Genomic DNA, 26,486 nt, shown 5'->3' on the forward strand with positions numbered 1-26,486 from the left:
CGGGTAGCGCTTAAGTCCGGGTTGGCGGGCGAGAGCCTGCGCAGTTCAATGCCTGGATATTGGGCTGCTTGGGCGATTTGCATCGCGTTTTCGCTTCACCGAGTCAGGGCTCGCAATGCGACTCGGTTGAGGTGAACGGGGCGTACGCAATAACAGGCTGATTTCCTCTGCGCAGACCGCAGTACTGAACACGTGGCCCTGAATTTCATCGCAACCGTTTTCACGCAGGAAGGTTTGCTGCTCTTCGGTTTCGACACCTTCGGCAATGACCTTCAGGTTCAGTGTGTGCCCCAACGAAATCACCGCGGTGGCGATGGCTTTGTCGTTCTCGTTGTCGGGCAGGTCGCGCACGAATGACTGGTCGATCTTGAGTCTCGCGATCGGAAAGCTTTTCAGGGCTGCGAGGCTGGAGTAGCCAGTGCCGAAGTCGTCGATCGAGAGGCTGATGCCCATTGCTTGCAGTTCCTTCATTTTGCTGATGGCCTGCTGAAGGTCTTGCATGATCAGGCTTTCGGTCAGCTCCAGCTCGAGGTACTTCGGGTTCAGTCCGGTTTCTTGCAAGGCGTGCATCACCCGCTCGATCAGATCCCTTTCGACGAACTGGCGTGCAGAAATATTCACCGACATGGTGATTGGCGGCCAGCCCGCATCCTGCCAGGCCTTGTTCTGTCTGCATGCGGTATGAATCACCCAGTCGCCGATCGGCACGATCAACCCGGTCTCCTCGGCCTGCGGAATGAACTTGATGGGAGACACCATGCCGAGCTCGGGGTGTTGCCAGCGGATCAGTGCCTCTACGCCGATAATCTGACCAGACCGCAAATCCACCTGGGGCTGGTACAGCAGCAGGAACTCGTCATGGTTGAGTGCGTTTCGAAGCCCGTCTTGCATGACGAGCTTGCCCTGGACCTTGTTATTCATCTCGCTGGTATAGAACTGGTAACTGTTGCGACCCAGTTCCTTGGCCCGGTACATGGCAGCGTCCGCGTTGCTGAGCAACGTGTCGGTATCGCTGCCGTCGGCAGGGTAGGTGGCCAACCCCATGCTGCAGGTGACGTGCAGTGTATGCCCGCTGAGCTGAATCGGCCGCAGGATGGCTTCCTGGATTTTGTGCAGGGCCGGAGTAACACCGTCGAGGTCTGAGGGCTGGTCGAACAGGATGATCACAAACTCGTCGCCACCCAGTCGCACGACCGTGTCGGTACGGCGTACGCATTCCTGCATGCGCTGGGCGACGGTTTTCAGCAGTTCGTCTCCAGCACTGTGGCCAAGGCTGTCATTGACCAGTTTGAATTTGTCCAGATCGAGAAACACCACCGTCACCAGGCGGTCGTAGCGCTGGGCATACAGCATTGCCTGCTTGAGACGGTCTTCGAGCAGTGTGCGATTCGGCAGCCCGGTCAGCGCGTCATGGTCGCCCATATAGCGAATGCGCTTTTCGGTCAGCTGGCGTTCTATCGCAATGCCGGCAAGCGGTGTCGCCATGTCGATCAGTCGCGTCTCGGTCGAGCTGGGGCTGCGGACGGTGTTGGAATACAAGGCAAACGTCCCCAATACCTTTCGCTCATGGGACAGGATCGGCGTCGACCAGCAGGCGCGAAATCCATAGGGTGCAGCGGCTGAACGGTACTCCTCCCACAGCGGATCCAGCTCGATATCCGTGACGATGACCGGTTCTCGTCGATACACCGCGGTGCCGCATGAACCGACGTTCGGGCCGATCGCAATCCCGTCGATGAGCTGGTTATAGGCTGTCGGCAAACTGGGGGCCGCCCCGTGCAGCAAGTGCTTGCCATCCTCGTCCAACAACAGGATGGACACCATCATCCCCTCCAGCTGGGACTCCACCAGATGCGCCAGGCTGTCGAGGACCTCTGCAAGCTCGGTGCTCCTGGCGATCAGCTCCAGGACGTGACGTTGCCCGGCGCGGATGACGGCTTCTTGCTCCAATCGGCTGTTCTGCAGGGCGAGCCGCTCTGTGGCGATACTCAGTTGGACCGTTCTTTTTTCCAGCTGAAGCCGGTCCCTGAGGAATTGATTCACCGCGCGAGCCATGTTGCCGATCTCGTCCTTTCCATGTTCCGCCATCATCAAATGCGTTTTGTCAGTGTGTTCCTGACGCAATTGCCGGCTTATTTCATTCAGACGCATCAGCACGTGACGGCCCATGAAGACCCGAGTCACGAACCAGGCGAACACCAGGCTGGCACCCAACATGATCAGCACCCATTGCTGGCTGCGATTTGAAGCTTCGACCAGACGCTGCAGAGCTTCTCGATAGTCTTCGGTGTATGCACTGGATTGCGCGCGGGCCACCGCGACCAGAACCCCGGCCTCATTCTTCAGCTCCTCATTAACGCGCTGTATGACGTTTTGCTGATTGATGAGTCTCAGGCGCAGGGAGAAAAGATCGGGTGTCTGCACATTAGCGTCGGTCAAATTGCCTGCGGTGCGTGACAGGCGTTCATATCGGGTCCGCAGCCGTTGCACGGCATCACTGTCAACAGCCTGCGGCAGATCGAAAAGTAACACCGCCAGTTCCAGGCTGGCCCGGGCCTGAGTCGCAGTTAACCGAGCGGTGTGATCCTCCATGGTTTGCGCGAAGGTGACCTCGGTTTGCAGCAGGCTTTCTCGCAGCTGCGCGACGATGTTGGCGGTATTGCGGAACATCTGACTCGACTGATGCATATCGAGTATCGCCACGCCACTGTTCGCGGCAGTCAGCTGCTGCACCAGTCGATCGAGGGCTTCAAGCTGTTCGACGGTCGCCGCATAGCTTGAACGCAGGGTGTCGGGGGAGCGGGTTGTCAGGAGCTGATCGGTCTGGCGTTCGATCAGCAAGGTACGTTGCAGCATGTCTTGCCCGTTTTGCATGCGGACCAGTCGTTCATCCGTCAGCTGGCGGGTGGCGTTGTTCGATGTGCGCAAGGCATAGACCGCCGTTGCACCACTCGCCAGGATCAGCAGCGCCAGCGTCAGAAACGCCAGGGTGAACTGTGCGCGTAGCGATTGCGGCAATAGCCGGCGTCCGAGCCGGGAAATAACGTCCAATGTCAGGGATTCCATTGGTGGCGATAGATGTCTCGATAGCCATTGTCAGGGTCGTACTGGAATTTCTTTCCGCCGTCGAAGGCAATATTGTCGGCATTGACCAGGTGAATCGGCGCGACGAAGCCGCTCACTGGCTGACCTGCAAACAGCCGGTTCAGTTCATCCATCACTTGCCAGCCATGCAGGTTGAGCGGCTCGGCCACGGTGACGGTCTGGTAGGTCTTTGCCTGGATGCGCAAGAAAGCCGAAGCGCTGCCATCACCGGCAGACAACAGGCTGATGCCGTCGCTGGGTATTGCGGCGCTGGTCAATGAGGCAATCGAGTAATCGAAATAGATATCGTTGATGGCCAGCGTATGGGTCCAGCGCTTGCCAAAGCGCTGAAGCAGCTCCTTGGTGATCACCGGCATCTTCTCGCCACTTTCGGAAATCGCGACATCGCGCACTTCCAGCAATGTACATTCCCGACAGCCCCGAATGACGTTTTCCATGGCCTTGGCTTTCGCCATGGCGATGCTGTATTTGGAGTCGGTCAGGATGACCACGCCGGCGCGTCCGTTCGACTGTGCCACTGCCGCCATGGCCGTGAGGCGGGCCACTTCGAGCGGGTCGGTCGTGACGTTCATGGCCACCGGTGTGCCGTCAATCGGCCCGGGCCGTGCCCCGGCGTGCCAGGCAACCACCGGCACATCCCTCTTGGCGAAGAGGGCCAGCGCCGCCTTGTTCTCAAGGGCGTCGGAGCCGCACAGAATCAAGCCGTCGGGTTTCGCTGCCAGGGCATCGGAAAAGGCCTTTGCGCGCCCGGTCGATGATCCGGCGCCATCGAATATCTTCAGCGTCCAGCCCATCGCCTTGGCTGCCTCGCGAGCGCCTTGCGCGACACCGACAATGCCTCCGTTGCGCAAATCTTCTGCGACAAAGGCGATGCTCTTGCCGCGCAGGACTTGCGGACCGGATTCAGGGCCGCTCCAGCGCACGGCTTCGAGGGTGGCTCTGGAAACGATTTCCTGCGCTTGAATCACCGTAACCGTGGCGATTTCGACATCCGCTGTGGTTGGCAGGTTCTGGCCGAATCCGGGAGTGGCGGTGAAAAGACAGAACAGCGCAATCGAAGCCCGCCAGAGTAGCCCGGGCCTGATCAGGCAAGTTCGATCACCGCATATGATGCCGGGTCTGGAGCCGATGGCGCGATCATAGTCTGGCATGGCGTCCCTTTTTGCCAAGAGTGCAGCGTCCACTGTCCGAAAGGATAGTCGGTTTCGCTGTCATCATGTCTTTTGTGGGTAATGTGCGCGAACTTTAGTCCCGAACATTCAGGAAATGGGACAGGGTCCATGGCACAAAACAAGGGACGAAGGCCAATCGCATCGTTGACTACATTGAGTGGTTTTACAAGGCTTCGACTTTGCTTAAACAACAGGCAAAAAAGAATGGCACCCAAAACGCCATCTGTAGCTGCTACAGAGGGTGTCGTTCCTTGGTTATGGCACACCCACGCCTTTACAAAGCGCTGTTGCACAAATCCGTCACCAGCATGCAACCGGGGGCATGGGTGATGCACAGTGGCGGGCGTGAGGCCTGCACCACCGATTGAGGGGTCACACCGCAGGCCCAGAACACCGGTATTTCGTCAGCTTCAATGGGGACGGCGTCGCCGTAGTCCGGGGTGTCGAGCGCGTGGATGCCGATCAGCGACGGATCGCCGATGTGCACGGGAGCGCCGTGGACGTTGGGCATGCGTGCGGTGATCTGAATGGCCTGGATGGCGGCAGCGGCTTTCATCGGTCGCATGCTGACTACCAATTTGCCGCCGAGGCGAGCGGTGGGGCGCGTGTCGATGTTGGTCTGGTACATGGCGACATTGCGGCCCAGATCGATGTGCTTGAGGGGGATGCCGGCATCCAGCAGCGGTTGTTCGAAGGAGAACGAGCAGCCGATGGCGAAGGCCACCAGGTCATCCTGCCAAAGGTGCTCGATATCCAGCGGTTCTTCGCTCAGTTCGCCATGGCGATAAACCCTGTATCGGGGCACGTCGTGGCGAATATCAATGGCTGTTCCGAGATGGCGGAAATAAGGATCGCCCGGTTCGGTAATGTCGAGCAGCGGGCAGGCTTGACGATTGAGGGTGCAATACCTGAGAAACTCATTGGCCCAGTCACTGGGCAAAATCACGATATTGGCTTGCACCCGGCCTTGGCCCAGGCCGCTGGTGTGACCCTGATAGTGCCCGGCGGCGATGCTTTGGCGCAGGGCCTGAGGAGTGCTGCGCTGCAGTTGTTCGAAGGACAGGGCGGGTTGATTCATCATGGCGTCTCGGCAGGTTCGTTGAGCCTTTTTAGAAAACCGCGGTGATGCCGTCCAACAAGGAATGTTGTTGCCCCCAGACAACTAAAAGTTATTCAGGGGGCCGTCGGCTGTCGAGGCCGGGCGCCGCCACCATGAGTAACGGCCCGACATCCGCCGCGTATTGGCAGACCACCTGGCGGCTCATCTCGACGATGTTCTCGATCAGTTCCAGTCCGACCCCCGCGCGCCACGAGGCCACGACGTCCAGTTGCGGCAAGCGGCTGCCGGGGTCCAGCTGAATCAGCTCGCCGCTGGCCAGCGGTTTGGCCACCAGTGCCGCGGGCAAGGCGCCAATACCGAAGCCGTCACGAATCAGCCGGGTCATGGCGGACACCGAGTTGACGCAACTGACACGCGGTGCGCCGATGCCATGGGCGTGCAACAGGTTGAGCACATCCTGATGCGGTCGTGAATGTTTGACGAAGGTGATGATCCGCTCGCCGGCCATCTCGGTGAGCGAGGCATAAGGTCGGGCGTAGATCGAGTTGCTGGCGGCGATCCAGTGCATGGGGTAGTGCGCCAGTTCGAGGTTGCGCACGCTTTCGTGGCGGATCAGGTCCGTCTGGAAAACGATGTCCAGATAGCCCTTTTGCAATTGCTCGCAGAGATTGCGCGCGGCGTCGGCAGTGATCTCGATTTCCACGGCGGGGAAGGTCTGCATCAGGGTCGACATCAACGGGCTGAGCCAGGTGTGAATCACCGTGTCCATCACGCCGATGCGCACCAGCCCCTGCTGCGGACTGGTGTTGTCCAGCGAGTGTTTCAGTGCGCGCTGAACCTCGAGCATCTGCTCGGCGTAGTCGAGCACCTTGAGACCTTCGGGCGTCAGCGACACCCCGCGTGAATCGCGCACGAACAGGCGCAGGCCCAGTTCGTCTTCCAGCGCGGCGATCCGGCTGGAGATCGCTGCCTGCGTGCTGAACATTTTCTCGGCGGTCAGGCTGAAGCTTTGCAGGCGGGCGACCCAGACGAAGGTTTCGAGGAATTTGAGGTTCATGGCGGTTCCCTTGGCGCTTATGGCTCTTGTAATGAAGGGGCGGGTTGCAATTGTTACTCCAGAGTCCGCCATCGCGGGCATCAAATTTTCTTATGCATAACCTCGTCTTTTTCCCGTTTGACGCCGTTCTGCCCCGGCACGAAGAATCCGCCCCACGACGCAGGTCGCTGCGTCTGCCCCCCACGACAACGCTTTCACAAAAAAACAATGAGGCGTGTCCGTCATCTTCCCTTGCTGCTGCAGGAACCTCTTCCATGGAAAAAATCATGACTGTCCACGTGCCTTCAAAAGCGGTGCGCACCTGCCCATTCAACGGGTACGCCTCGGCTGGCACATTGCTCGGCCTGGGTCTGCTCTGTGCGCCGGCCGCTCAGGCGGATTTCGTAGCGGACAGCAAAGGCAGCCTGGAAGCGCGCAACTTCTACTTCAACCGTGATTTTCGCCAGGACGGTTCGCGCGACAAGGCCGAGGAATGGGCCCAGGGTTTTCTGTTGCGGATGGAGTCGGGTTACACCGCCGGCACGTTCGGTTTCGGCCTGGATGTTTTGGGCATGGCCGGTTTCAAACTGGACTCCGGTGGCGGGACGGCGGGGACTAATCTGTTGCCACCGGATTTGTCCGGCGGCTCACAGGATCGCTATGGCGAGTCAGGCCTGACGGGCAAAATGCGCGTGTCCAACAGCACCCTGAAATTCGGGACGTTGCAGATCAAGGACCCGGTGGTGAGCTCCAACGATACCCGTCTGTTGCCGAGCACGTTCAAGGGCGGGCTGGTGAATGTGCAGGAAATCGATCGCTTGAAGCTCACGGCCGGTCAGCTCACGCAGATCAACTTTGTCGACTCCACCGACTATCAAGACATGACCGCCAACCGCATCGGCGGGCAAAGCGACAAGTTTCAGTTTGCCGGGGCGGACTATCAGTTTCTGCCGAACCTGACCGCGCAGTACCGCTACGGTCAGCTGGAAAACATCTACCAGCAGAATTACTTCGGGCTGGTGCACACGCTGGACCTGGGCTCCGGGCAGTCGCTCAAGAGCGACGTGCGCTATGCGCGCAGCACCGAAGACGGCAACTTTCGTGATATCGACAACCAGGCCTTCGGCGCGCTGTTCACCTACAGCCTGGGCGGCCATGCGCTGGGCCTTGGCTATCAGCGCATGAGTGGCGACGATCCGTTTGCGTATATCGGGCGTAGCGATCCGTACCTGGTCAACTTCGTGCAAATTGGTGATTTCGCCAACATCGACGAACATTCCTGGCAAGCGCGCTACGACTACAACTTTGTTGCACTCGGCGTGCCGGGATTGACCTTCATGACGCGCTACATCTCTGGCGACAATGTGCAACGCACTGCGCCAGGTGAAGGCAAGGAATGGGAGCGCAACACCGACATCGCTTACGTGGTGCAGGACGGTTCATTGAAGGGGCTGGGCCTCAAATGGCGTAACGCGTCAGTGCGTTCGAACTTCGGTAATGACCTGGATGAGAATCGCTTGATCGTTAGCTATACCGTGGCGTTGTGGTAGCGGTCGGGCTTGTTATTCTATTAAGGAATAAGTAAGTAGATATATATTCCTTTTAATATTTATCCGTGAGGTTCATTTTGAAGGCCTGCACATTCGTGCGGATGTTCTCGACATCAGACAGGAAGCCTCATCATGACCATCAAAGCGATCAACGTCCGCAACCAGTTCAAGGGTGTCATCAAGGAAATCGTGACAGGCGAGGTGGTCTCCGAAATCGATGTGCAAACCGCCTCCGGCATCGTCACCTCGGTGATCACCACCCGTTCAGTGCGTGATCTTGAATTGAAAGTGGGGAGCGAGGTGATTGCCTTCGTCAAATCCACTGAAGTCTCGATCGCCAAGCTCTGAAAGGGGGGGCTATTCGTTTTTCCAGCAGAACCCGCCCCCTGCCCAATACCTGCGTTCGGCCTCTGGGAAAGGGGCAAGCAGAGCAAGATCAAAAGCCAGAGCCAGATCAGCAGCTCCCGACACCCATTGATCGTTCCCACGCTCTGCGTGGGAATGCATCCCGTGACGCTCCGCGTCACCCCTGCGCAGGACTCGAGCCTTGTGTCGACAGCGGAACGCGGAGCGTCCCCGGCGGCATTCCCACGCAGAGCGTGGGAACGATCAACACGCGCAGGCGTTGAGGAAACAGGCCGGCCGGTAGGCTGTCACGCTTTGTTTTTGACAGCATTAGCTCAGTGAGCGGCGTTTCTGTTATCAGCGCTGACGGGAGAAAAGCATCGGAGGTTGTTTTCAGTAAATATAGATGTCCACTTTTTTCGCGAAGTAGGAAAATCAAAGCGGGCGCGTCTGCGGCTGTTCCTTTCTCGACAGGCGACCTGCCATGCCTGTTGCACCGACCTTTTTCACCCCAGGCGCCAGAACAACGCCGAACGATCGGCCAATCGAAAAGAATCAAAATCATGCAAGCCCATACCTATCAACTGCTGGAAGTCGCCAACGGCAAACCGATCAAGCTGTGGACCGAAGGCGTCCCGGTAGAACACGAAGCCAGACAGCAATTGATGAACACCGCCAGGATGCCGTTCATCTTCAAGCACCTGGCCGTGATGCCCGACGTACACCTGGGCAAGGGCTCGACCATCGGCAGCGTCATTCCCACGGTCGGCGCGATCATTCCAGCCGCTGTCGGAGTGGATATCGGCTGCGGGATGATCGCCGCGTGCACCTCGCTGACCGCCAGTGATTTACCCGACAACCTGCATGGCTTGCGTTGCGCGATCGAGAAAGCGGTGCCCCATGGCCGCACCATTGGGCGCGGCGTTCGGGACAAGGGCGCCTGGGACAGTGTTCCGCGTGAGGCGGACCGGGCCTGGGCGGCACTGGAACCCCGGTTCAAGGCGATCACCGACAAGTACCCGAAACTCGCCAACACCAACAACCGTGGGCACTTGGGCACGCTGGGTAGCGGAAACCACTTCGTCGAGGTGTGCCTGGATGAAACCGACCGGGTCTGGTTCATGCTGCACAGCGGTTCCCGTGGTGTCGGCAACGCTATCGGCAACCTGTTCATTCAAATGGCTCAGGCGGATATGCGTCAGCACCTCGCCAACCTGCCGGACCGTGACCTGGCTTACTTTAAAGAGGGCAGCCGGCACTTCGATGACTACGTTGAAGCGGTCGGTTGGGCCCAGGACTTCGCCAGGCAGAACCGTGCGTTAATGATGCAAGCGGTGATTCAGGCGACCCGAAAAGTGATCAACAAGCCTTTTGAGGCGGCGCTGGAAGCGGTGAATTGCCATCACAACTACGTGCAGAAAGAGCGGCATTTTGGTCAGGAAATCCTGGTCACCCGCAAAGGCGCGGTATCGGCCAAGAAGGGCGAGTTGGGGATTATTCCGGGGTCGATGGGGGCGAAAAGCTTCATCGTTCGCGGGCTGGGTAACGAGGAATCGTTCTGCTCCTGCAGCCACGGCGCCGGCCGCACCATGAGTCGTACCAAGGCGAAAAGCCTGTTTACCGTCGAAGACCAGATCCGTGCCACCGCCCACGTGGAGTGTCGCAAGGATGCTGCCGTCATCGATGAAATTCCGATGGCCTACAAAGACATCGACCACGTCATGCACGCCCAGCGCGAGCTGGTGGAAGTGCTGCACACCTTGCGTCAGGTGGTGTGCGTAAAAGGATAGGAACAATGGAATTTCACCATCATCGAGTTGCTGACCTTTGTGCACTTTTATAAGGCCACGCAACACTGCCTTGCACTATGCGAAGGCAAATTTCGGATGTTCTGAAGCTCCCAGGCCTAATGCCGATCTTTAAGGGACGACACAATCCGTAGCAGCTGGCGAAGCCTGCGTTCGGCTGCGAAGCAGTCGTGAAACCTGAGTTTGCGGTCTTCCTGAAACACCGCATCGTCTGATTTCACGGCCGCTTCGCAGCCGAACGCAGGCTTCGCCAGCTGCTACAAATAGCATTGAGGCTTAACTGATCGGCATTCGCCCCATGCCCCTGTTTACCTACGCAAATGCTGCCAATCGCTGGCTGGCACAAAGTCTGCAAGACACTGTTCAGGCCCACTGTGACGCAGTCGAGTGGGCAGCCCCCTCGGTCAACGACGATCGATTGGCCGAGCAGGTCGTGGGCAACATCGGTGGTTCCGGCATAGATGCCTGACTTAGCACCGTAAATGAACAGGCAAAGACGCCTGGAACCGCAAGGTTTCAGGCGTTTTTTTTTGCTTTTTGAACAGCTATCGACGGGTGTCTCTTATGAATTCCAATGTTGCCACTTTGAACAAGCTGCAAACGCTGATCGTGATCGGCAATGGCATGGTCGGACATCATTGTGTCGAACAGCTGATCGAACGCGGTGCCCTTGATCAGTATCGGTTACACGTGTTCAGCGAAGAGCCGATGCGTGCCTACGACCGTGTGCACCTTTCCGAGTATTTCTCCGGCCGCGATGCCGAGTCGCTGGCCCTCGGCGAAGCCTCGCTGTACCAGACCCCGGGCGTCATCCTGCATCTGGGGGTGCCGGTGCTGGAAATCGACCGTGCACGCCGCCAAGTGATCACCGCGCAAGGCAGCGTCGCCTACGACAAATTGGTGCTGGCCACCGGGTCCTATCCGTTTGTGCCACCGATCGAAGGCGCCGAGGGCGATTCGCGGCTGGTGTATCGCACCCTTGAAGACCTCGACGCCATTCGTGCCGCGGCCAGCAACGCCCGACGCGGTGTGGTGGTCGGCGGTGGCTTGCTGGGCCTGGAAGCGGCCAACGCCCTGAAGACCCTGGGGCTGGAAGCACATGTGGTGGAGTTCGCCCCGCGCCTGATGCCGGTGCAACTGGACGAATACGGTGGCCTGGCGCTCAAGGCGCAGATCGAACGACTCGGCGTCGGCGTGCACCTGTCGCGCGGCACGCAATCGATCAGCGCAGGCGAGGAATACCGCTATCGGATGAACTTCGCCAATGACGAATTTCTTGAAACCGACCTGATCGTGTTTTCCGCCGGTATCCGTGCGCAAGACGCACTAGCCCGCCAATGCTCGCTGGAAGTCGGCCCGCGCGGCGGCGTGGTGATTGACGACCAATGCCAAAGCAGCGATCCGAACATCTATGCGATCGGCGAGTGTGCCGCGTGGAATGGCAGCATTTTTGGCCTGGTCGCCCCGGGCTATCAAATGGCGCGCGGCGTTGCCGCACTGTTGTGCAACGAAGCCGCCGAGCCGTTCATGGGCGCGGACATGTCGACCAAGCTCAAGCTGCTGGGCGTCGATGTCGGTTCCATCGGCGACGCGCATGGCAGCACGCCGGGCGCGCGCAGTTATCAGTTCATCGACGAAACCACGGCCAGCTATCGACGCCTGGTGGTGGACGCGACGGGCAAGCACGTACTCGGTGCGGTGCTGGTCGGTGACAACAGCTATTACGACACGCTGCTGCAATACATGCAGAACGCGATTGCGCTGCCGGCCGAACCTGCCAGCCTGATTCTGCCATCCTCCGAAGGCGCGCCGACCCTGGGCCCAGGCGCGTTGCCCGAAGCGGCCACGGTGTGCTCGTGCCACAACGTCACCAAGGGTTCCATTTGCTCGGCCATCGACGGTGGCTGCACCGACCTTGGCTTGCTCAAGTCGCAGACCAAGGCGTGCACCGGTTGCGGCGGTTGTGCCGGGTTGCTAAAGCAGGTGTTCGAGCACGAGTTGATCGCCCGTGGCGTCAGCGTCGACAAGAGCCTGTGCGAACACTTTGCCTATACCCGCCAAGAGCTTTATGCGCTGGTGCGGGTAGAAGGGGTGATCACCTTCGAAGAATTGCTGGCCAAGCATGGCCGTGGCCACACCGGTTGCGACGTGTGCAAACCGGCGGTGGGCTCGATTCTCGCGTCGTGCTGGAACCAGCCGATCATGGACGCCTCACTGGTGCCGTTGCAGGACACCAACGACACCTTCATGGCCAACATGCAGAAAAACGGCACCTATTCGGTGGTGCCGCGCATCCCCGGTGGCGAGATCACTGCCGACAAACTGATCGCGATTGGTGTGGTGGCGAAGAAATACGACCTCTACACCAAAATCACCGGCGGCCAGCGTATCGACCTGTTCGGCGCGCAGTTGCATGAGTTGCCGGACATCTGGGCCGAGCTGATCGAAGCCGGTTTCGAAACCGGGCATGCCTACGGCAAATCGACCCGCACCGTGAAATCCTGCGTCGGCAGCACCTGGTGCCGTTATGGCGTGCAGGACAGCGTGCAAATGGCCCTGACCATCGAGGACCGCTACAAGGGCCTGCGCTCGCCGCACAAACTCAAGTTTGCGGTGTCCGGCTGCACCCGCGAGTGCGCCGAAGCCCAGAGCAAAGACGTTGGCGTGATCGCCACCGAGAAAGGCTGGAACCTGTACATCGCCGGTAACGGCGGCATGCGCCCGCGTCACGCCGAGCTGTTCGCCACCGACCTCGACGATGCGACCCTGATCCGCTACATCGACCGCTTCCTGATGTTCTACATCCGCACCGCCGACAAATTGCAACGCACCTCGGTGTGGCGCGAAAGCCTGGAAGGCGGCCTCGATTTCCTCAAGGATGTGATCATTCACGACAGCCTAGGGTTGGGTGAAGAGCTCGAATCGCAAATGCAACTGGTGGTCAATCGCTATGAATGCGAATGGGCCAACGCTCTCAAAGACCCGGAAAAACTCAAGCGCTTCCGTACCTTCGTCAACGATAAACGCCCGGACCCGGACATCCACTTCGTCCAGGAACGCGGCCAGCGGCGCCCGATCATGGCCGCCGAACTCAACCTTATCCCTGTTACCGAGGAGATTGCCTGATGAGCCAGTCCAATACCCAACGCATCGATTCCCTGGAAAACCCCGAGGCCTGGCAAACGGTGTGCGGGCAACAGGACCTGGTCAGCAACTCCGGCGTCGTCGTCTGGCTCGATGGCGCGCAAGTGGCGCTGTTCTACCTGCCGGGGGCCGAGGGTCGGACCCTCTACGCCATCGACAACCATGACCCGCAGTCCGGGGCGAATGTGATCGGTCGCGGGTTGGTCGGCAGCATCAAGGGAGATCTGGTGGTTGCATCGCCGATCTACAAACAGCATTTCCGCCTGGAGGACGGCAGCTGCCTGGAGTATCCGCAACAGCGTCTGCGTGTCTGGCCCGTACGGTTGAACAGCGGCGTGGTGGAAGTCGGAGTGGCTTGAGCCTGGTCAACAGCATCGCGTATCCGCATCGGAGGCATTTATGAAAACAGCCGCACAATTGCTGAAACTCAAGGTCGTACAAAACCGCCAGGTGCATAGCATCGCGCCGGATGAAATGGTGCTTGAAGCGCTGAGGATCATGGCCGAAAAGAATGTGGGCGCGCTTCCGGTGATCGAGGCCGGGCAGGTGGTCGGGGTGATCAGCGAGCGTGACTATGCGCGCAAGGTCGTGCTGCAGGGACGCTCTTCGGTGGGTACGCCGGTGCGCGACATCATGAGCGCGCCTGTGGTGACTGCTGATAGTCAGCAGAGTATCGAGCGTTGCATGGCGGTGATGACCGACAGCCATCTGCGTCATCTGCCGGTGATGGAGGGCGGCGAACTGATGGGGTTGTTATCGATTGGGGATCTGGTCAAGGAAGCTATCGTTGAGCAGGCGGATTTGATTCGGCAGCTGGAGCATTACATTCGCGGGCACTAGACCGGGCAGCGCCACTAAGGTTGGGGTACATATCCGTTTCTGCGGTGATGGCTGCTTAGGGTTCCGCCCTTACGGCGGGTCACTTGGAGAAGCGCCAAGTAACCAAGCGCTCTTGCCCCTGACGTACGGTGCCTCGCCTAGGCTCGGCATGCCCTCGCTCCGGTCCTGCTCCGTGGGCCCGCCGCCATCGGCCATCCATGGCCGGGGGCGGCTACCGCGGCATCCTTGCCGCGGTGCCCACTGCGCAGAACCTGCGCTCGGCCTTCCGACTGGGCAGATCAAGATCAAAAGCCAAAGCAAGATCAAAAGCTAAAGCAAGATCAACAGCATTCAGCGCTCACCTTCTGATCGTTCCCACGCTCTGCGTGGGAATGCCGCTGGGGACGCTCCGCGTTCCGCTCGCGACGCAAGGCTTGAGTCTTGCGCACTGGTGGCGCGGAGCGTCACGGGATGCATTCCCACGCAGAGCGTGGGAACGATCAGTACAGGGAATGCGTACGCATGAAGAGACAGGCCGGCCGGTAGGCCGCCTCGCGGTGCTGTTGCGGTAGTCGCCCCCTCGGGAGGCCGAGTGGAGGTTCTGCGCAGTGGGCAACCCGGCATGGATGCCGGGTTAGCCGCCCCCGGCCATGGATGGCCGATGGCGGCGGGCCCACGGAGCAGGACCGGAGCGAGGGCATGCAGAGCCACAGCGAGGCACCGTACGTCAGGGGCAAGAGCGTTTGGTTACTTGGCGCTTTTCCAAGTGACCCGCCGTAAGGGCGGAACCCTAAGCCGCCGTCACCGCAGAAATGGATATGCACACGATCAACAAAAGACAGGCCACCGAACTCGGGGGTTTTGCCGCTTTCTTGATCAGTATCAACCGCATATCCAGGCGGCCTCTGTAGTCTCCAGAGACCGACAGCCAGTGCGCTCACCCCAATGTTCGCCGTAGCGCCGGTTGCCTTGACCCAAGGCGAAAACACCATGATCTATCCGCTGATTCTGACCTTGCACCTGTTTGCCGCGCTGATCTTCATCGGCACCGTGTTCTTCGAAGTCCTGTTCCTGGAAAGCATCCGCAAACAGCTACCCGCCAGGGTGATGCTGCTGGTGGAGCAGGGCATCGGCCGCCGGGCCCGCTCGCTGATGCCGTGGGTCCTGCTGGTATTGTTCGGCGCCGGGCTGGGCATGGTCTGGTTACGCTACTTGCCAGCCCTGGCCGCACCACTGTCCTCATCGTTCGGCACCTTACTGGCATTGAAAATCGCAGTGGCCGTAAGTGTGTTGCTGCATTTCCTCGGTGCCATGTTCCTGTTCAAAAGCGGCCGAATGAGCCCGCGATACTTGCACTTCATTCACGGCAGCCTGTTCGGCCACATGGTCGTGATCGTGCTGCTGGCCAAGGGCATGTTTTATCTGACGTGGTAATCGGGCCTGACCGTTGGTCCGTCGTGCAGACACTTCGCTTGCGCTTGACGCAAATCAAGGAGCATTGAGGGTTAAACCCGGAGACTGAAAGTCCGCAGCCAGTCTCGGAGACCGCCATGCTCGATTTATTTCACAACCCAGGCGAGTTGATCGCTCGGTGCGATCAAGGCGTGCTTGACCCTAACTGTCATGCCGATACGCAAAAATTTCATGACGGTATTGGCTCCCTTGATCTGCTTCGTGCGCTGCGCGTCAGCCGTCAGAAATGCCGTCCACTGTCCCTGAATGTGCAGTTGCCTTCCAGCCTCAAGCCGTCTTCCTGTTCCCCGCGCATTATCAACGGTGAGCACAACGGTATCGAGCAGTACCTCCAGCATCTGGAGCGGGAAATCGACCTCGTCGGTTGTCACCTCGGTGCGCAACAACGGGTCGAGCAGTTTCATCTGAGTGGAGGAACCCCAACGCCTGCCCACCTGGAACGGCTGATGAGTCATCTGCGTGGCCGGTTCAACTTTCTCGAACATGAAGGCGGCGACTACAGCGTCGAGGTCGACCTCCACCACACCGACTGGGCGACCATGGGGTTGCTGCGCGACCAGGGATTCACTCATGTGAGCATCGGCGTTCCGGATATCGACGCCGACTGTGACAGGTCGGTGGCCTGCTACCAGAACCCGGCGCCGATCCAGTCGCTCATGGATGCCGCGCGTACCTTTGGCTTTCGATCCATTAATGTCGACCTGGGTTTCGGTCATGCCTGGCAGACCCCAGACAGTTTTGCGCTGAAGCTGGCGAGCATTATCGAGCTGGAACCGGACCGGCTGATGGTGTTTGATTATGCCCGGCCCCCGCGGCGCTATCGGCCGGTGCTCGGCGACAAGGCCAGAGCACTGTGCAGCCAGGACGATAAGGGTGCGATGCGCCAGATCTGCTTCGATCAACTGCTTGGCGCGGGTTATCACTACATCGGTCTGGGGCAGTTTGTCCGGCCTGATGATGATTTGGCGATCGCCCAGGAGCGCGGCCGGTTGCGCCGTACCTGTGAAGGGTTCTCCCGTCACGGCTATTGCGATCATGTTGGATTCGGTTTGGGCGCCATCAGCCAGATCGACGATTTGTATACGCAGAACACCGATGAGATTGAACGCTATCAGCAGCAACTGGACATGAAGCAATTGCCGACGTGTCGAGGCTGGCGCTTCGAGGCGGGGGATCAGATCCGGCAAATGGTCATGGAGCGTCTGGCCTGTGATCAGGAGCTGGATATCCGTGCCATCGAGCGGCGCTACGGGCTGGTTTTTTCCAAGTACTTCTCCGCCGTCTGGCCGTTGCTGGAGCAATTGAGCCGGGACGGGTTGATCGAGTTATCAGACCGTTTTATCAGCATCCTTCCCGCCGGTCGGCCGGAAGTGGATGCCATCTGCAACCTGTTTGAAAAGGATTTGGGCGGTGCGAAGCATTAACCCCCTGCGAGTTGATCGATCATGAACACGACTTTTGATTTCAATCGCGCCCTGGTCGAAAAGTACGATCGCCCGGGGCCGCGTTATACCTCTTACCCCACGGCGCCGCAGTTTCATCAGGCGTTTGCCGTTGATGACTATCAGCGTGCCGCCCGCGACAGCAATCAGGTGGCCGCGCCAAAAGCGCTGTCGGTGTACATCCACATTCCGTTCTGCAAAAGCCTTTGTTACTACTGCGCCTGCAACAAAATTATTACCCAGAAAACCCATCGCGCCGTCGAGTACCTGACGTACCTCAAGCGTGAAATCGCAATGCAGGCGGCCTTGTTCGACGGCACCCGCAAACTCACCCAGTTGCACCTGGGGGGCGGCACGCCGACCTATTTGACCAGCGAGCAGCTGGCCGACCTGATGGACTGCCTGCACCAGGCGTTCAACATGGACGACAGCGATAACCATGAGTTCTCCATCGAGGTCGACCCCCGCACCATCAGCACCGAGCAGATTCAGTCATTGCGCCAGTTGGGCTTCAATCGCCTGAGCTTCGGTGTGCAGGATTTCGACCCCGACGTGCAGGCAGCGGTCAATCGCCAGCAAAGTGAAGAGCAGATTTATGCGCTGGTCGCGGCGGCGCGCGAGGCGCACTTCAAGTCGATCAGCGTCGACCTTATCTACGGTCTTCCCCTGCAAACCGTGCAAAGTTTCGACATCACCCTCAGCAAGATCATCGCGCTGCGCCCAGATCGGATCGCCGCCTACAGCTACGCGCATTTGCCGCAGATGGTTCGCGCACAACGGCTGATTCGTCCCGCCGACATGCCGCCACCGGAGCGCAAGCTGGAGCTGCTCGAGCTGACCATCCGGCGTCTGACCGAGGCCGGTTACGTTTATATCGGCATGGATCATTTCGCCTTGCCGGATGACGAGCTGGCGCTGGCCCGGGCCAATGGCACCCTGCAGCGTAATTTCCAGGGCTATTCCACCCATGCCGACTGCGATTTGATCGGCCTTGGAGTGTCGTCGATCGGCAAGGTCGGCGACAGCTACAGCCAAAGCGTCAAGGAGCTTTCGCAGTACTACGCGCGTATCGATCAAGGGCTGTTGCCGGTGCATCGCGGTTACCGCCTGAGCGCCGACGACCTGCTGCGCCGCGAGGTGATCAGCGACCTGATGTGCCATGGCCGTATCGCGTTCGACAAGTACGAGGCGCGGCATGGCATTCGCTTCACCGAGTATTTTGCCGAGGCGCTGACGCAGCTGGGCGAGCATGTGCGCGATGGATTGCTGCAGATTCACCGCGACGAGCTGGTGCTGCTGCCACAAGGGCATTTGATGATGCGCAGTGCCGCGATGGCGTTCGATGCCTATCTCGGTGGTGAGCAAAAAGGCCAGTTTTCACGCACGGTCTAAGCCACACGCAAACCCTGTAGCAGCTGGCGCAGCCTGCGTTCGGCTGCGCAGCAGTCGTAAAACCGGAATGCACGGTGAGACTGACACTCCGCGTTGGCTGATTTTACGACTGCTGTGCAGCCGAACGCAGGCTGCGCCAGCTGCTACAAAGGTTTGCGTTGCGGGTGAAAAGGCTTGGCTGCTCGGCATTACTTTGGAGCTTGGCTCCCGGGGCTGACTTCTTAAGTTGATTTCAATCAAGGGCAGGGGGCGCAACGCTCCCTAACATGACCGCAAGCCCCTTTGAAATCAGCGAACCCATGACAATCCATCAGCCTTCGATACACGGCAACCTGCGCGCCTGGGGTGTCGGGCTGGTGGTCATGCTGACGCTGATGCTCGCCACCTTCGAGGCGGTGCAAGCCAAGCAGTACGGCGACATCGAGCAACAGCGCATCGAGAAAACCTTCCCTCAAACCGATTCCGTTTCCGCCCCCGAAGGCCCGTTCAAGGTGCGTACGCTGTCCGCCGCCGGCAAGGTCATCGGTTATGTGTTCCAGAGCCTGGACGTGGTGGATATTCCGGCTTACTCGGGCAAACCGATCAACACCCAGGTAATTCTCGACACGACCGGCATGATTCAGGACGCCTATGTGCTGGAACACCACGAACCGATTCTGCTGATTGGCATTCCTGAGGCAAAACTTCACGGCTTCAGCGCCAAGTACAAAGGCGTCAAGGTCAGTCAGCGGGTCGTTGTCGGCCATTCCAGTGACCCGAATGCGGTCACCGTCGATGCCATCGCCGGCGCAACCGTCACCGCCATGGTGGTCAACGAGGTCATCATGCGCGCCGCCCATGAAGTGGCCGTATCGCTGAAGCTGATTGAAGACACGGCCGGAGTGACGCGCAAGCCCGCCACCGTGCGCCAGGACTTTTTCGAACCTGCCACCTGGGAACAACTGACCGGTAACGGCGCCATCCGCCGTTTGAACCTGACCCGTGGCCAGGTCGACGCTGCCTTCAAGGGCACTGAAGCCGAAGGCATCGACAACGCCAGTGCCGATCAGGTTGATGAGACCTTCATCGAGCTCTATACCGCCGACCTGAATCCGCCAACCATCGGCCGTGCGCTGCTGGGCGACAACCAATATCGCTTCCTCATGCAAGACCTCAAGCCCGGCGAGCAAGCCATCGCGGTGCTGGGGCGCGGGCTGTTTTCCTATAAAGGCTCGGGGTATGTGCGCGGCGGGATTTTCGATCGGGTGCAACTGCGCCAGTTCGGCAACGTCATCAGCTTTCGCGACATGGACCATCAGCGGCTCTCGGATGTGTTTGCCAAAGGCATGCCCGAGTTCACTGAGATGTCGATTTTCATTGTGCGCGAACCGGCGAAGTTCGATCCGGGATCGCCCTGGTCCCTGGAGCTATTGGTACGTCGCCAGACCGGCCCGGTCAGTGGCATGTTCAGCAGCTTCGAGCTGGCCTATCAATTGCCCGAGCCTTACCTTGAACGACCACTGCCCAGCGTCGAAGAACTGGCGGCCATCGAGGAAGCCAGTCGGCCGATGTGGTTGAACATCTGGTACCAGAAATCCTTTCAGATTGCCGTGCTCGGTACTGCGTTGCTGCTGCTGACAGCGATCCTGTTTTTGCAGGACACCTTCACCCGTCGCCCGCATTTTCTGCACTGGCTGCGTCGCGGGTATCTGGTCTTTACCGTGGTGTTTATCGGCTGGTACGCGCTGGGGCAGTTGTCCGTGGTCAATGTCCTGACCTTCGCCCATGCGCTGTTCGATCACTTTCGCTGGGAGCTGTTTCTCACCGATCCGCTGATCTTCATGCTCTGGGTCTTCGCCGCCGCCAGTATTCTGCTGTGGGGCCGTGGCGTGTTCTGCGGCTGGCTGTGTCCGTTTGGCGCCTTGCAAGAGTTGATCAACGAGGCTGCGCGCAAGCTGAAAATCCCCCAGTACGAATTGCCGTTCGCCGTGCATGAACGCTTATGGGCGATCAAATACATCATTTTGCTGCTGCTGTTCGGTATCTCCCTGGAGTCGATGTCCACCGCCGAACTGTTCGCCGAGGTGGAACCCTTCAAGACCGCCATCACCCTCAGGTTCGACCGCCAGTGGTGGTTCGTGCTCTACGCGGTGGCGCTGCTGGTCATCAACCTCTTCACGCGCAAAGTCTATTGCCGCTATATCTGCCCCTTGGGCGCGGCGCTGGCGATCCCAAGCAAATTTCGCCTGTTCGACTGGCTCAAACGCCGCAAAGAGTGCGGCACACCTTGCCAACTGTGCGCCAAGGAATGCGAGATCCAGGCGATTCATCCCGATGGCCGGATCAACGCCAACGAGTGCCACTACTGCCTCGATTGCCAGATGACGTACCAGAACGACAACAAATGCCCGCCGCTGATCAACAAGCGCAAGAAGCGCGACAAAGCGACGCCCGCTCCTGTGCAACTGATACCTGTCGTGGAAGTGACCGCTCTGGAATGAACCCCGCGAGCGCCTGTCCGCAGTGACCGTTTTTATCCCTTCAAGGAAAACACCTGATGAACGACACAGAATCCAAAAAAACCACTGAAGCGTCGGAACCGACCGGCCTCAGTCGTCGCGGCTTCCTGGGCACCAGTGCGGTGACCGGTGCGGTACTGGCCGGCGCCACGGCCATTGGTGGCGCAGTGTTCACCCGTGAGACCTGGGCGGCAGCGGCCAAGGACGCACAACTGAAAACCCACGTCGGGCCGGGTGAACTGGATCAGTACTACGGTTTCTGGAGCGGCGGCCATCAGGGTGAAGTGCGGATCATGGGCATTCCGTCAATGCGCGAGTTGCTGCGTGTTCCGGTGTTCAACGTCGATTCCGCCACCGGTTGGGGCCTGACCAACGAAAGCAAACGGATCATGGGCGACAGCGCGCATTTCCAGAATGGCGACTGCCACCACCCGCATTTGTCGATGACCGACGGCAAGTACGACGGCAAATACCTGTTCATCAACGACAAGGCCAACAGCCGCGTTGCGCGTATCCGCCTGGACATCATGAAGTGCGACAAGATGCTCACCGTGCCCAATGTGCAGGCGGTTCACGGGCTGCGCCTGCAAAAAGTGCCGCACACCAAGTACGTGTTCGCCAATGCCGAATTCGTGATTCCGCACCCCAATGACGGCAGCACCTTCGACCTGCAGGACAAGAACAGCTACACCCTGTTCAACGCCATCGATGCCGAGAAAATGGAGATGGCGTTCCAGGTCATCGTCGACGGTAACCTGGACAACACCGACGCCGACTACACCGGCAAATACGCGGCGTCGACCTGCTACAACTCGGAGAAGGCCTACGACCTGGGCGGCATGATGCGCAACGAGCGCGACTGGGTGGTGGTGTTCAACATCCCGCGCATCGAAGCGGCGATCAAGGCCGGCAAGTTCATCACCCTCGACGGCTCGAAAGTGCCGGTGGTCGACGGTCGTAAAACCGACGGCAAGGACAGCGCGTTCACCCGTTACATCCCGACGCCGAAGAATCCCCACGGCCTCAATACCTCGCCCGATGGCAAGTACTTCATTGCCAACGGCAAGCTTTCGCCGACCTGCACCATCATCGCCATCGCCAAGCTCGACGATCTGTTCGACGACAAGTTCAAGGACCCGCGTGACGTGGTGGTCGGTGAGCCTGAGCTCGGTCTGGGCCCGCTGCACACCACTTTCGACGGCCGCGGCAATGCCTACACCACGCTGTTTATCGACAGCCAGGTGGTGAAGTGGAACGTCGAGGAGGCGATTCGCGCCTACACCGGCGAGAAGATCAACTACATCAAGCAGAAGCTCGATGTGCAGTATCAGCCGGGGCACAACCATGCCTCGCTGACCGAAACCAGTGAGGCCGACGGCCAGTGGCTGATGGTGCTCAGCAAGTTTTCCAAGGACCGCTTCCTGCCGACCGGCCCGCTGCACCCGGAAAACGATCAACTGATCGATATCTCCGGCGAGGAAATGAAACTGGTGCACGACGGCCCGGCCTTTGCCGAACCCCACGACTGCGTCATGGCTCGCCGCGACCAGATCAAGACCAAGAAAATCTGGGACCGCAATGACCCGTTCTTTGCCGAAACCGTGGTCATCGCCGCGAAGGACGGGATCAAGCTGGAGACCGACAACAAGGTCATCCGCGACGGTAACAAAGTCCGCGTCTACATGACCTCGATGGCCCCGGCCTACGGCTTGCCGGAGTTCACCGTCAAGCAGGGCAACGAGGTCACAGTGACCATCACCAACATCGACCAGATTGAAGACGTGACCCACGGCTTCGTGATGACCAACCATGGCGTGAGCATGGAGATCAGCCCGCAGCAGACTTCATCGATCACCTTCATTGCCGACAAGGCTGGCCTGCATTGGTACTACTGCAGCTGGTTCTGCCATGCGCTGCACATGGAAATGGTCGGCCGCATGAAGGTCGAGAAGGCCTGACCGTTGACCATCGACAGGAGCGAGGCAATGACTGACAGCAAGGGAAACCCGGTGAAGGTCATTGCGCTTGCGCTCCTGCTGATGTCCGGCGGCGCGCTGGCGGTGCAACCCGTCACCACGCTGCCGTTGACGGTGGGCGTCGATCAACGCTGGCACCTGCCGGCCGGGGAATACCGTGGCTCGTTCAGCGTCGATCAGCCGATGCAGATTGTCTGCGAACCGGGCGCGGTATTTCAGGGCGAGGGGCAGGGCAACGGCTTGATCATCAGTGCGCCGGATGTCGGCATCGAAGGCTGCACCTTTCTGGACTGGGGGCACGATCTCACCGCCATGAATGCGGCGGTGTTCATCCAGCCCAAGGCCCATGGCGCGGTGATTAAAGGCAATCGCCTGCAGGGTAAGGGCTTCGGTATCTGGGTCGATGGCACTCAGGATGTGAGCCTGATCGACAACCGCATTCAGGGTGATCCGACGATGCGCTCCCAGGACCGCGGCAATGGCATTCACTTGTATGCCGTGCATGGCGCCAAGGTCATTGGCAACCAGGTGCGCGACACTCGCGATGGCATCTACATCGACACCTCCAACGGCAACCTGCTGCAGGGCAATACCCTGGAAGACCTGCGCTACGGCGTGCATTACATGTTCGCCAACGATAACCGGTTGATCGGCAACACCACCCGCCGCACCCGCACCGGCTATGCCTTGATGCAAAGCCGCAAGCTCACGGTGATCGGCAATCGCTCCGAACAGGATCAGAACTACGGGATCCTGATGAACTACATCACCTATTCAACCTTGCGTGACAACTTCGTCACTGACGTGCGCGACGGCTCGACCGGCGACAGCATGATCAGCGGTGCCGAGGGCAAGGCGCTGTTCATCTACAACTCGCTGTTCAACAGCATCGAACACAACCACTTCGAGCACAGCGCCGTGGGTATTCATCTCACCGCCGGCTCGGAAGATAACCGCATCGCCGACAACGCTTTTGTCGGCAACCAGCGACAGGTCAAGTACGTCGCCACCCGCTTGCAGGAATGGTCGGCGGATGGCCGGGGCAACTACTGGAGCGATTACCTGGGCTGGGACCGCAACAACGATGGCCTCGGCGATATCGCCTATGAACCCAATGACAACGTCGACCGTTTGTTGTGGCTGTACCCGCAGGTACGGCTGTTGATGAACAGCCCCGGTATCGAGTTGCTGCGCTGGGTGCAACGAGCGTTTCCGGTGATGAAATCGCCTGGGGTGCTCGACAGTCATCCGCTGATGAAGTCATCCACTCAAACCCTGACCCAGGAGCCCACCTCATGAACGTCATCGACATCGAAGGCGTCAGCCAGCGCTATGGGCATGCCACCGTGTTGCATCAGCTCAACCTCAGCCTCGCTGAAGGCGAAGTGCTGGGCTTGTTCGGGCATAACGGCGCGGGCAAGACCACCAGCATGAAACTGGTGCTTGGCCTGCTCCAGCCCAGCGAAGGGCAGGTCAGGGTGTTCGGCCGTTTGCCCAGCGATCCCCACGTGCGGCGCCTGCTCGGTTATCTGCCGGAAAACGTGACGTTTTACCCGCAGCTGAGCGGTGTTGAGACCTTGCGCCATTTCGCGCGACTCAAAGGCGCCGCACCCGCTCAGGTGGACGTGCTGCTGGAGGAAGTCGGCCTGGCCGGTGCGGCGCATCGACGGGTCAAGACCTACTCCAAAGGCATGCGCCAACGCCTGGGGCTGGCGCAGGCGCTGCTTGGCGAACCGCGTTTGTTGCTGCTCGACGAGCCGACGGTCGGCCTCGATCCCATTGCGACCCAGGACCTTTATCGCTTGCTCGATCGCCTGCGCAGCCAGGGCACCAGCATCATTCTCTGCTCCCACGTCTTGCCGGGTGTCGAGGCGCATATCAACCGCGCCGCGATTCTGACCCAGGGCCGCCTGCTGGCCCTCGGCAGTCTCCACAGTTTGCGCGAGGAAGCCGGGTTGCCGACGCTGATTCGCGCCAACGGCCTGAAGCACGCCGGGCCGTTGCAGCAACGCTGGAACAACGCCGGGCACGTCACCGAACGCTGGGGCGTCGAAGGGCTTGAAGTGGCCGCGCTCAATGGCAGCAAGCTCGGGCTGTTGCGCCAACTGCTCAATGACGACGAACCGGCCGACGTGGAAATCCATCAGCCGTCTCTGGAAGATATTTACCGCTACTACATGAGCCGGGCCGGTGCGGCGCCCGTTGGGGAGGCCGTATGAACGCTGTCTGGAACATGGCCCGCAAGGAATTCAGCGATGGCTTGCGCAATCGCTGGTTGCTGGCGATCAGTGTGTTGTTCGCCGTGCTGGCCATCGGCATCGCCTGGCTGGGCGCGGCAGCCTCCGGGCAATTGGGGTTCACCTCGGTGCCGGCCACCATCGCCAGCCTCGCCAGTCTGGCGACGTTTTTGATGCCGTTGATTGCGTTGCTGCTGGCCTATGACGCCATCGTCGGCGAGGACGAGAGCGGCACGTTGCTGCTGTTGCTGACCTACCCGTTGGGTCGCGGGCAGATTTTGCTCGGCAAGTTTGTCGGCCACGGATTGATCCTGGCGCTGGCGACATTGATCGGTTTCGGCTGCGCCATGCTGGCCATCGCGGTGCTGGTGGACGATGTCGAACTGAGCCTGCTGCTTTGGGCCTTTGGCCGGTTCATGGCGTCGTCGACGTTGCTGGGCTGGGGGTTTCTGGGATTGGCCTATGTGTTGAGCAGTGTGTCGGCCGAGAAGTCCACCGCAGCCGGTCTGGCGCTGGGCGTGTGGTTCTTCTTCGTGCTGGTGTTCGACCTCGCACTGCTGGCGCTGTTGGTGCTCAGCGAAGGGCAGTTCAACCCCAAAGTGCTGCCCTGGTTACTGCTGCTCAACCCCGCCGACATCTATCGCCTGATCAACCTCTCCGGTTTCGAGCCCGGCGCCAGTACCGCGGGTGTGCTGACGCTGGGCAGCGATTTGCCGATGCCGGGCTCGATGCTCTGGCTGTGCCTGTCGCTGTGGGTGGCGGTGCCATTGGGCTCGGCCTGGCTGTTGTTTCGTCGCCGGGCGACATGAATTTTTACTTTGGTATTTTGGGAGTAGTTAACGATGAATGGGTTTTATCTGACGACGATGCGCGCGGTGGCGGGCCTGATGATGTGCCTGTTTCTGACGGCTTGCGACAACCCGGCGCAAGCCACTTACAGCGACGCGGCCACGGCCTTTCATCCCAGTGATGAATGCCATGTCTGCGGGATGATCATCGACGGATTCCCCGGGCCCAAGGGCGAGGTGGTCGAGCGGTCCGGGGTCAAGAAGTTCTGCTCCACGGCGGAAATGATCGGTTGGTGGTTGCAGCCGGAAAATCATCATGGCGATGCAAGACTGTATGTCCACGACATGGGCCGCAGCCCTTGGATCGCGCCGGATGACGCTCAGCTGATCGATGCCAAGGATGCGTTCTACGTGGTCGGCACCCAACTCAAGGGCGCCATGGGCGTAGTGCTGGCGTCGTTCTCCAATCGCGAGGCCGCTGAGAAACTTGCCGCTGAACAGGGCGGTCGCTTGCTGCGATTCAGCGAGATCACTCCGGCGCTGTTGCAGCAGCACTAACGCCGTCGAAAAATCCTGATCGCCGTCAAGTCGTTTTTTTTCCTCCTGCTCAAAGATAGGGGCTGGCAATGTCCCCCAGTGCT

At 59.7% G+C, this 26,486-nt stretch carries 20 protein-coding genes; 16 read left to right on the top strand and 4 right to left on the bottom strand.

Annotated features, from left to right (window positions below; translation table 11 throughout):
* Positions 1-45 precede the first annotated feature (45 nt).
* The 4 genes from AC3WP4_RS08810 to AC3WP4_RS08825 form a co-directional block, all read right to left on the bottom strand.
* On the bottom strand, positions 46-3,066 hold the full coding sequence (locus tag AC3WP4_RS08810; RefSeq protein WP_102615432.1) for an EAL domain-containing protein: 3,021 nt from the start codon (positions 3,064-3,066) through the stop codon (positions 46-48).
* Positions 3,054-4,073, bottom strand: a complete 1,020-nt coding sequence (locus AC3WP4_RS08815) for a substrate-binding domain-containing protein (protein WP_102615445.1) — start codon at positions 4,071-4,073, stop codon at positions 3,054-3,056. Before AC3WP4_RS08815 ends, AC3WP4_RS08810 begins: the two co-directional genes overlap by 13 nt.
* A 478-nt stretch (positions 4,074-4,551) precedes the next feature.
* Complete coding sequence (locus AC3WP4_RS08820; RefSeq protein WP_102615446.1) at positions 4,552-5,355, bottom strand: putative hydro-lyase; 804 nt, start codon at positions 5,353-5,355, stop codon at positions 4,552-4,554.
* Positions 5,356-5,446: 91 nt separating this feature from the next.
* Positions 5,447-6,394, bottom strand: a complete 948-nt coding sequence (locus AC3WP4_RS08825) for a LysR family transcriptional regulator (protein WP_074876147.1) — start codon at positions 6,392-6,394, stop codon at positions 5,447-5,449.
* 266 nt (positions 6,395-6,660) lie between these two features.
* Here AC3WP4_RS08825 and AC3WP4_RS08830 point away from each other — a divergent pair, with 266 nt between their 5' ends.
* The 16 genes from AC3WP4_RS08830 to AC3WP4_RS08905 all read left to right on the top strand — a co-directional run bounded on the left by AC3WP4_RS08830 (position 6,661) and on the right by AC3WP4_RS08905 (position 26,403).
* Positions 6,661-7,923: an OprD family porin gene (locus AC3WP4_RS08830; protein ID WP_074880656.1), complete on the top strand. Its 1,263-nt coding sequence runs from the start codon at positions 6,661-6,663 to the stop codon at positions 7,921-7,923.
* 132 nt (positions 7,924-8,055) lie between these two features.
* Positions 8,056-8,271 carry a TOBE domain-containing protein gene (locus AC3WP4_RS08835; protein ID WP_008145745.1) on the top strand — a complete coding sequence of 72 codons (216 nt, stop codon included), beginning with the start codon at positions 8,056-8,058 and terminating at the stop codon, positions 8,269-8,271.
* Between the two features lie 560 nt (positions 8,272-8,831).
* A complete protein-coding gene (locus AC3WP4_RS08840; protein WP_102615433.1) occupies positions 8,832-10,058 on the top strand; it encodes an RtcB family protein in 1,227 nt (408 codons plus the stop codon).
* Between the two features lie 316 nt (positions 10,059-10,374).
* On the top strand, positions 10,375-10,545 hold the full coding sequence (locus AC3WP4_RS08845; RefSeq protein WP_158242620.1) for a hypothetical protein: 171 nt from the start codon (positions 10,375-10,377) through the stop codon (positions 10,543-10,545).
* Positions 10,546-10,640: 95 nt separating this feature from the next.
* Entirely contained in the window at positions 10,641-13,202 is a 2,562-nt protein-coding gene (gene nirB, locus AC3WP4_RS08850; protein ID WP_102615434.1) for a nitrite reductase large subunit NirB, read from the top strand.
* Positions 13,202-13,579: a nitrite reductase small subunit NirD gene (gene nirD, locus AC3WP4_RS08855; protein WP_074876153.1), complete on the top strand. Its 378-nt coding sequence runs from the start codon at positions 13,202-13,204 to the stop codon at positions 13,577-13,579. The genes nirB and nirD overlap by 1 nt, the downstream gene beginning before the upstream one ends.
* Before the next feature lie 40 nt (positions 13,580-13,619).
* On the top strand, positions 13,620-14,060 hold the full coding sequence (locus AC3WP4_RS08860; protein WP_046046902.1) for a CBS domain-containing protein: 441 nt from the start codon (positions 13,620-13,622) through the stop codon (positions 14,058-14,060).
* A 969-nt stretch (positions 14,061-15,029) separates the two neighbouring features.
* Positions 15,030-15,473, top strand: a complete 444-nt coding sequence (locus AC3WP4_RS08865; RefSeq protein ID WP_074880659.1) for a CopD family copper resistance protein — start codon at positions 15,030-15,032, stop codon at positions 15,471-15,473.
* Positions 15,474-15,589: 116 nt separating this feature from the next.
* Positions 15,590-16,936, top strand: a complete 1,347-nt coding sequence (locus AC3WP4_RS08870; protein ID WP_102615435.1) for an oxygen-independent coproporphyrinogen III oxidase — start codon at positions 15,590-15,592, stop codon at positions 16,934-16,936.
* Positions 16,937-16,957: 21 nt separating this feature from the next.
* Positions 16,958-18,346, top strand: coding sequence for an oxygen-independent coproporphyrinogen III oxidase (gene hemN / locus AC3WP4_RS08875; RefSeq protein ID WP_102615436.1), 1,389 nt, complete (start codon positions 16,958-16,960; stop codon positions 18,344-18,346).
* A gap of 266 nt (positions 18,347-18,612) precedes the next feature.
* Entirely contained in the window at positions 18,613-20,826 is a 2,214-nt protein-coding gene (gene nosR, locus AC3WP4_RS08880; RefSeq protein WP_102615437.1) for a transcriptional regulator NosR, read from the top strand.
* A 53-nt stretch (positions 20,827-20,879) separates the two neighbouring features.
* Entirely contained in the window at positions 20,880-22,802 is a 1,923-nt protein-coding gene (gene nosZ, locus AC3WP4_RS08885; RefSeq protein WP_371916905.1) for a TAT-dependent nitrous-oxide reductase, read from the top strand.
* A 27-nt stretch (positions 22,803-22,829) separates the two neighbouring features.
* A complete protein-coding gene (locus AC3WP4_RS08890; protein WP_102615439.1) occupies positions 22,830-24,119 on the top strand; it encodes a nitrous oxide reductase family maturation protein NosD in 1,290 nt (429 codons plus the stop codon).
* Positions 24,116-25,039 (top strand): ABC transporter ATP-binding protein, encoded by a 924-nt coding sequence (locus AC3WP4_RS08895; protein ID WP_074876166.1) that lies wholly within the window; start codon positions 24,116-24,118, stop codon positions 25,037-25,039. Before AC3WP4_RS08890 ends, AC3WP4_RS08895 begins: the two co-directional genes overlap by 4 nt.
* Positions 25,036-25,866 carry an ABC transporter permease gene (locus tag AC3WP4_RS08900; protein WP_033062172.1) on the top strand — a complete coding sequence of 277 codons (831 nt, stop codon included), beginning with the start codon at positions 25,036-25,038 and terminating at the stop codon, positions 25,864-25,866. Before AC3WP4_RS08895 ends, AC3WP4_RS08900 begins: the two co-directional genes overlap by 4 nt.
* Before the next feature lie 33 nt (positions 25,867-25,899).
* Positions 25,900-26,403 (top strand): nitrous oxide reductase accessory protein NosL, encoded by a 504-nt coding sequence (locus tag AC3WP4_RS08905; RefSeq protein WP_102615440.1) that lies wholly within the window; start codon positions 25,900-25,902, stop codon positions 26,401-26,403.
* Positions 26,404-26,486: the final 83 nt, after the last annotated feature.

The organism is Pseudomonas sp. FW305-20 (assembly GCF_058788075.1).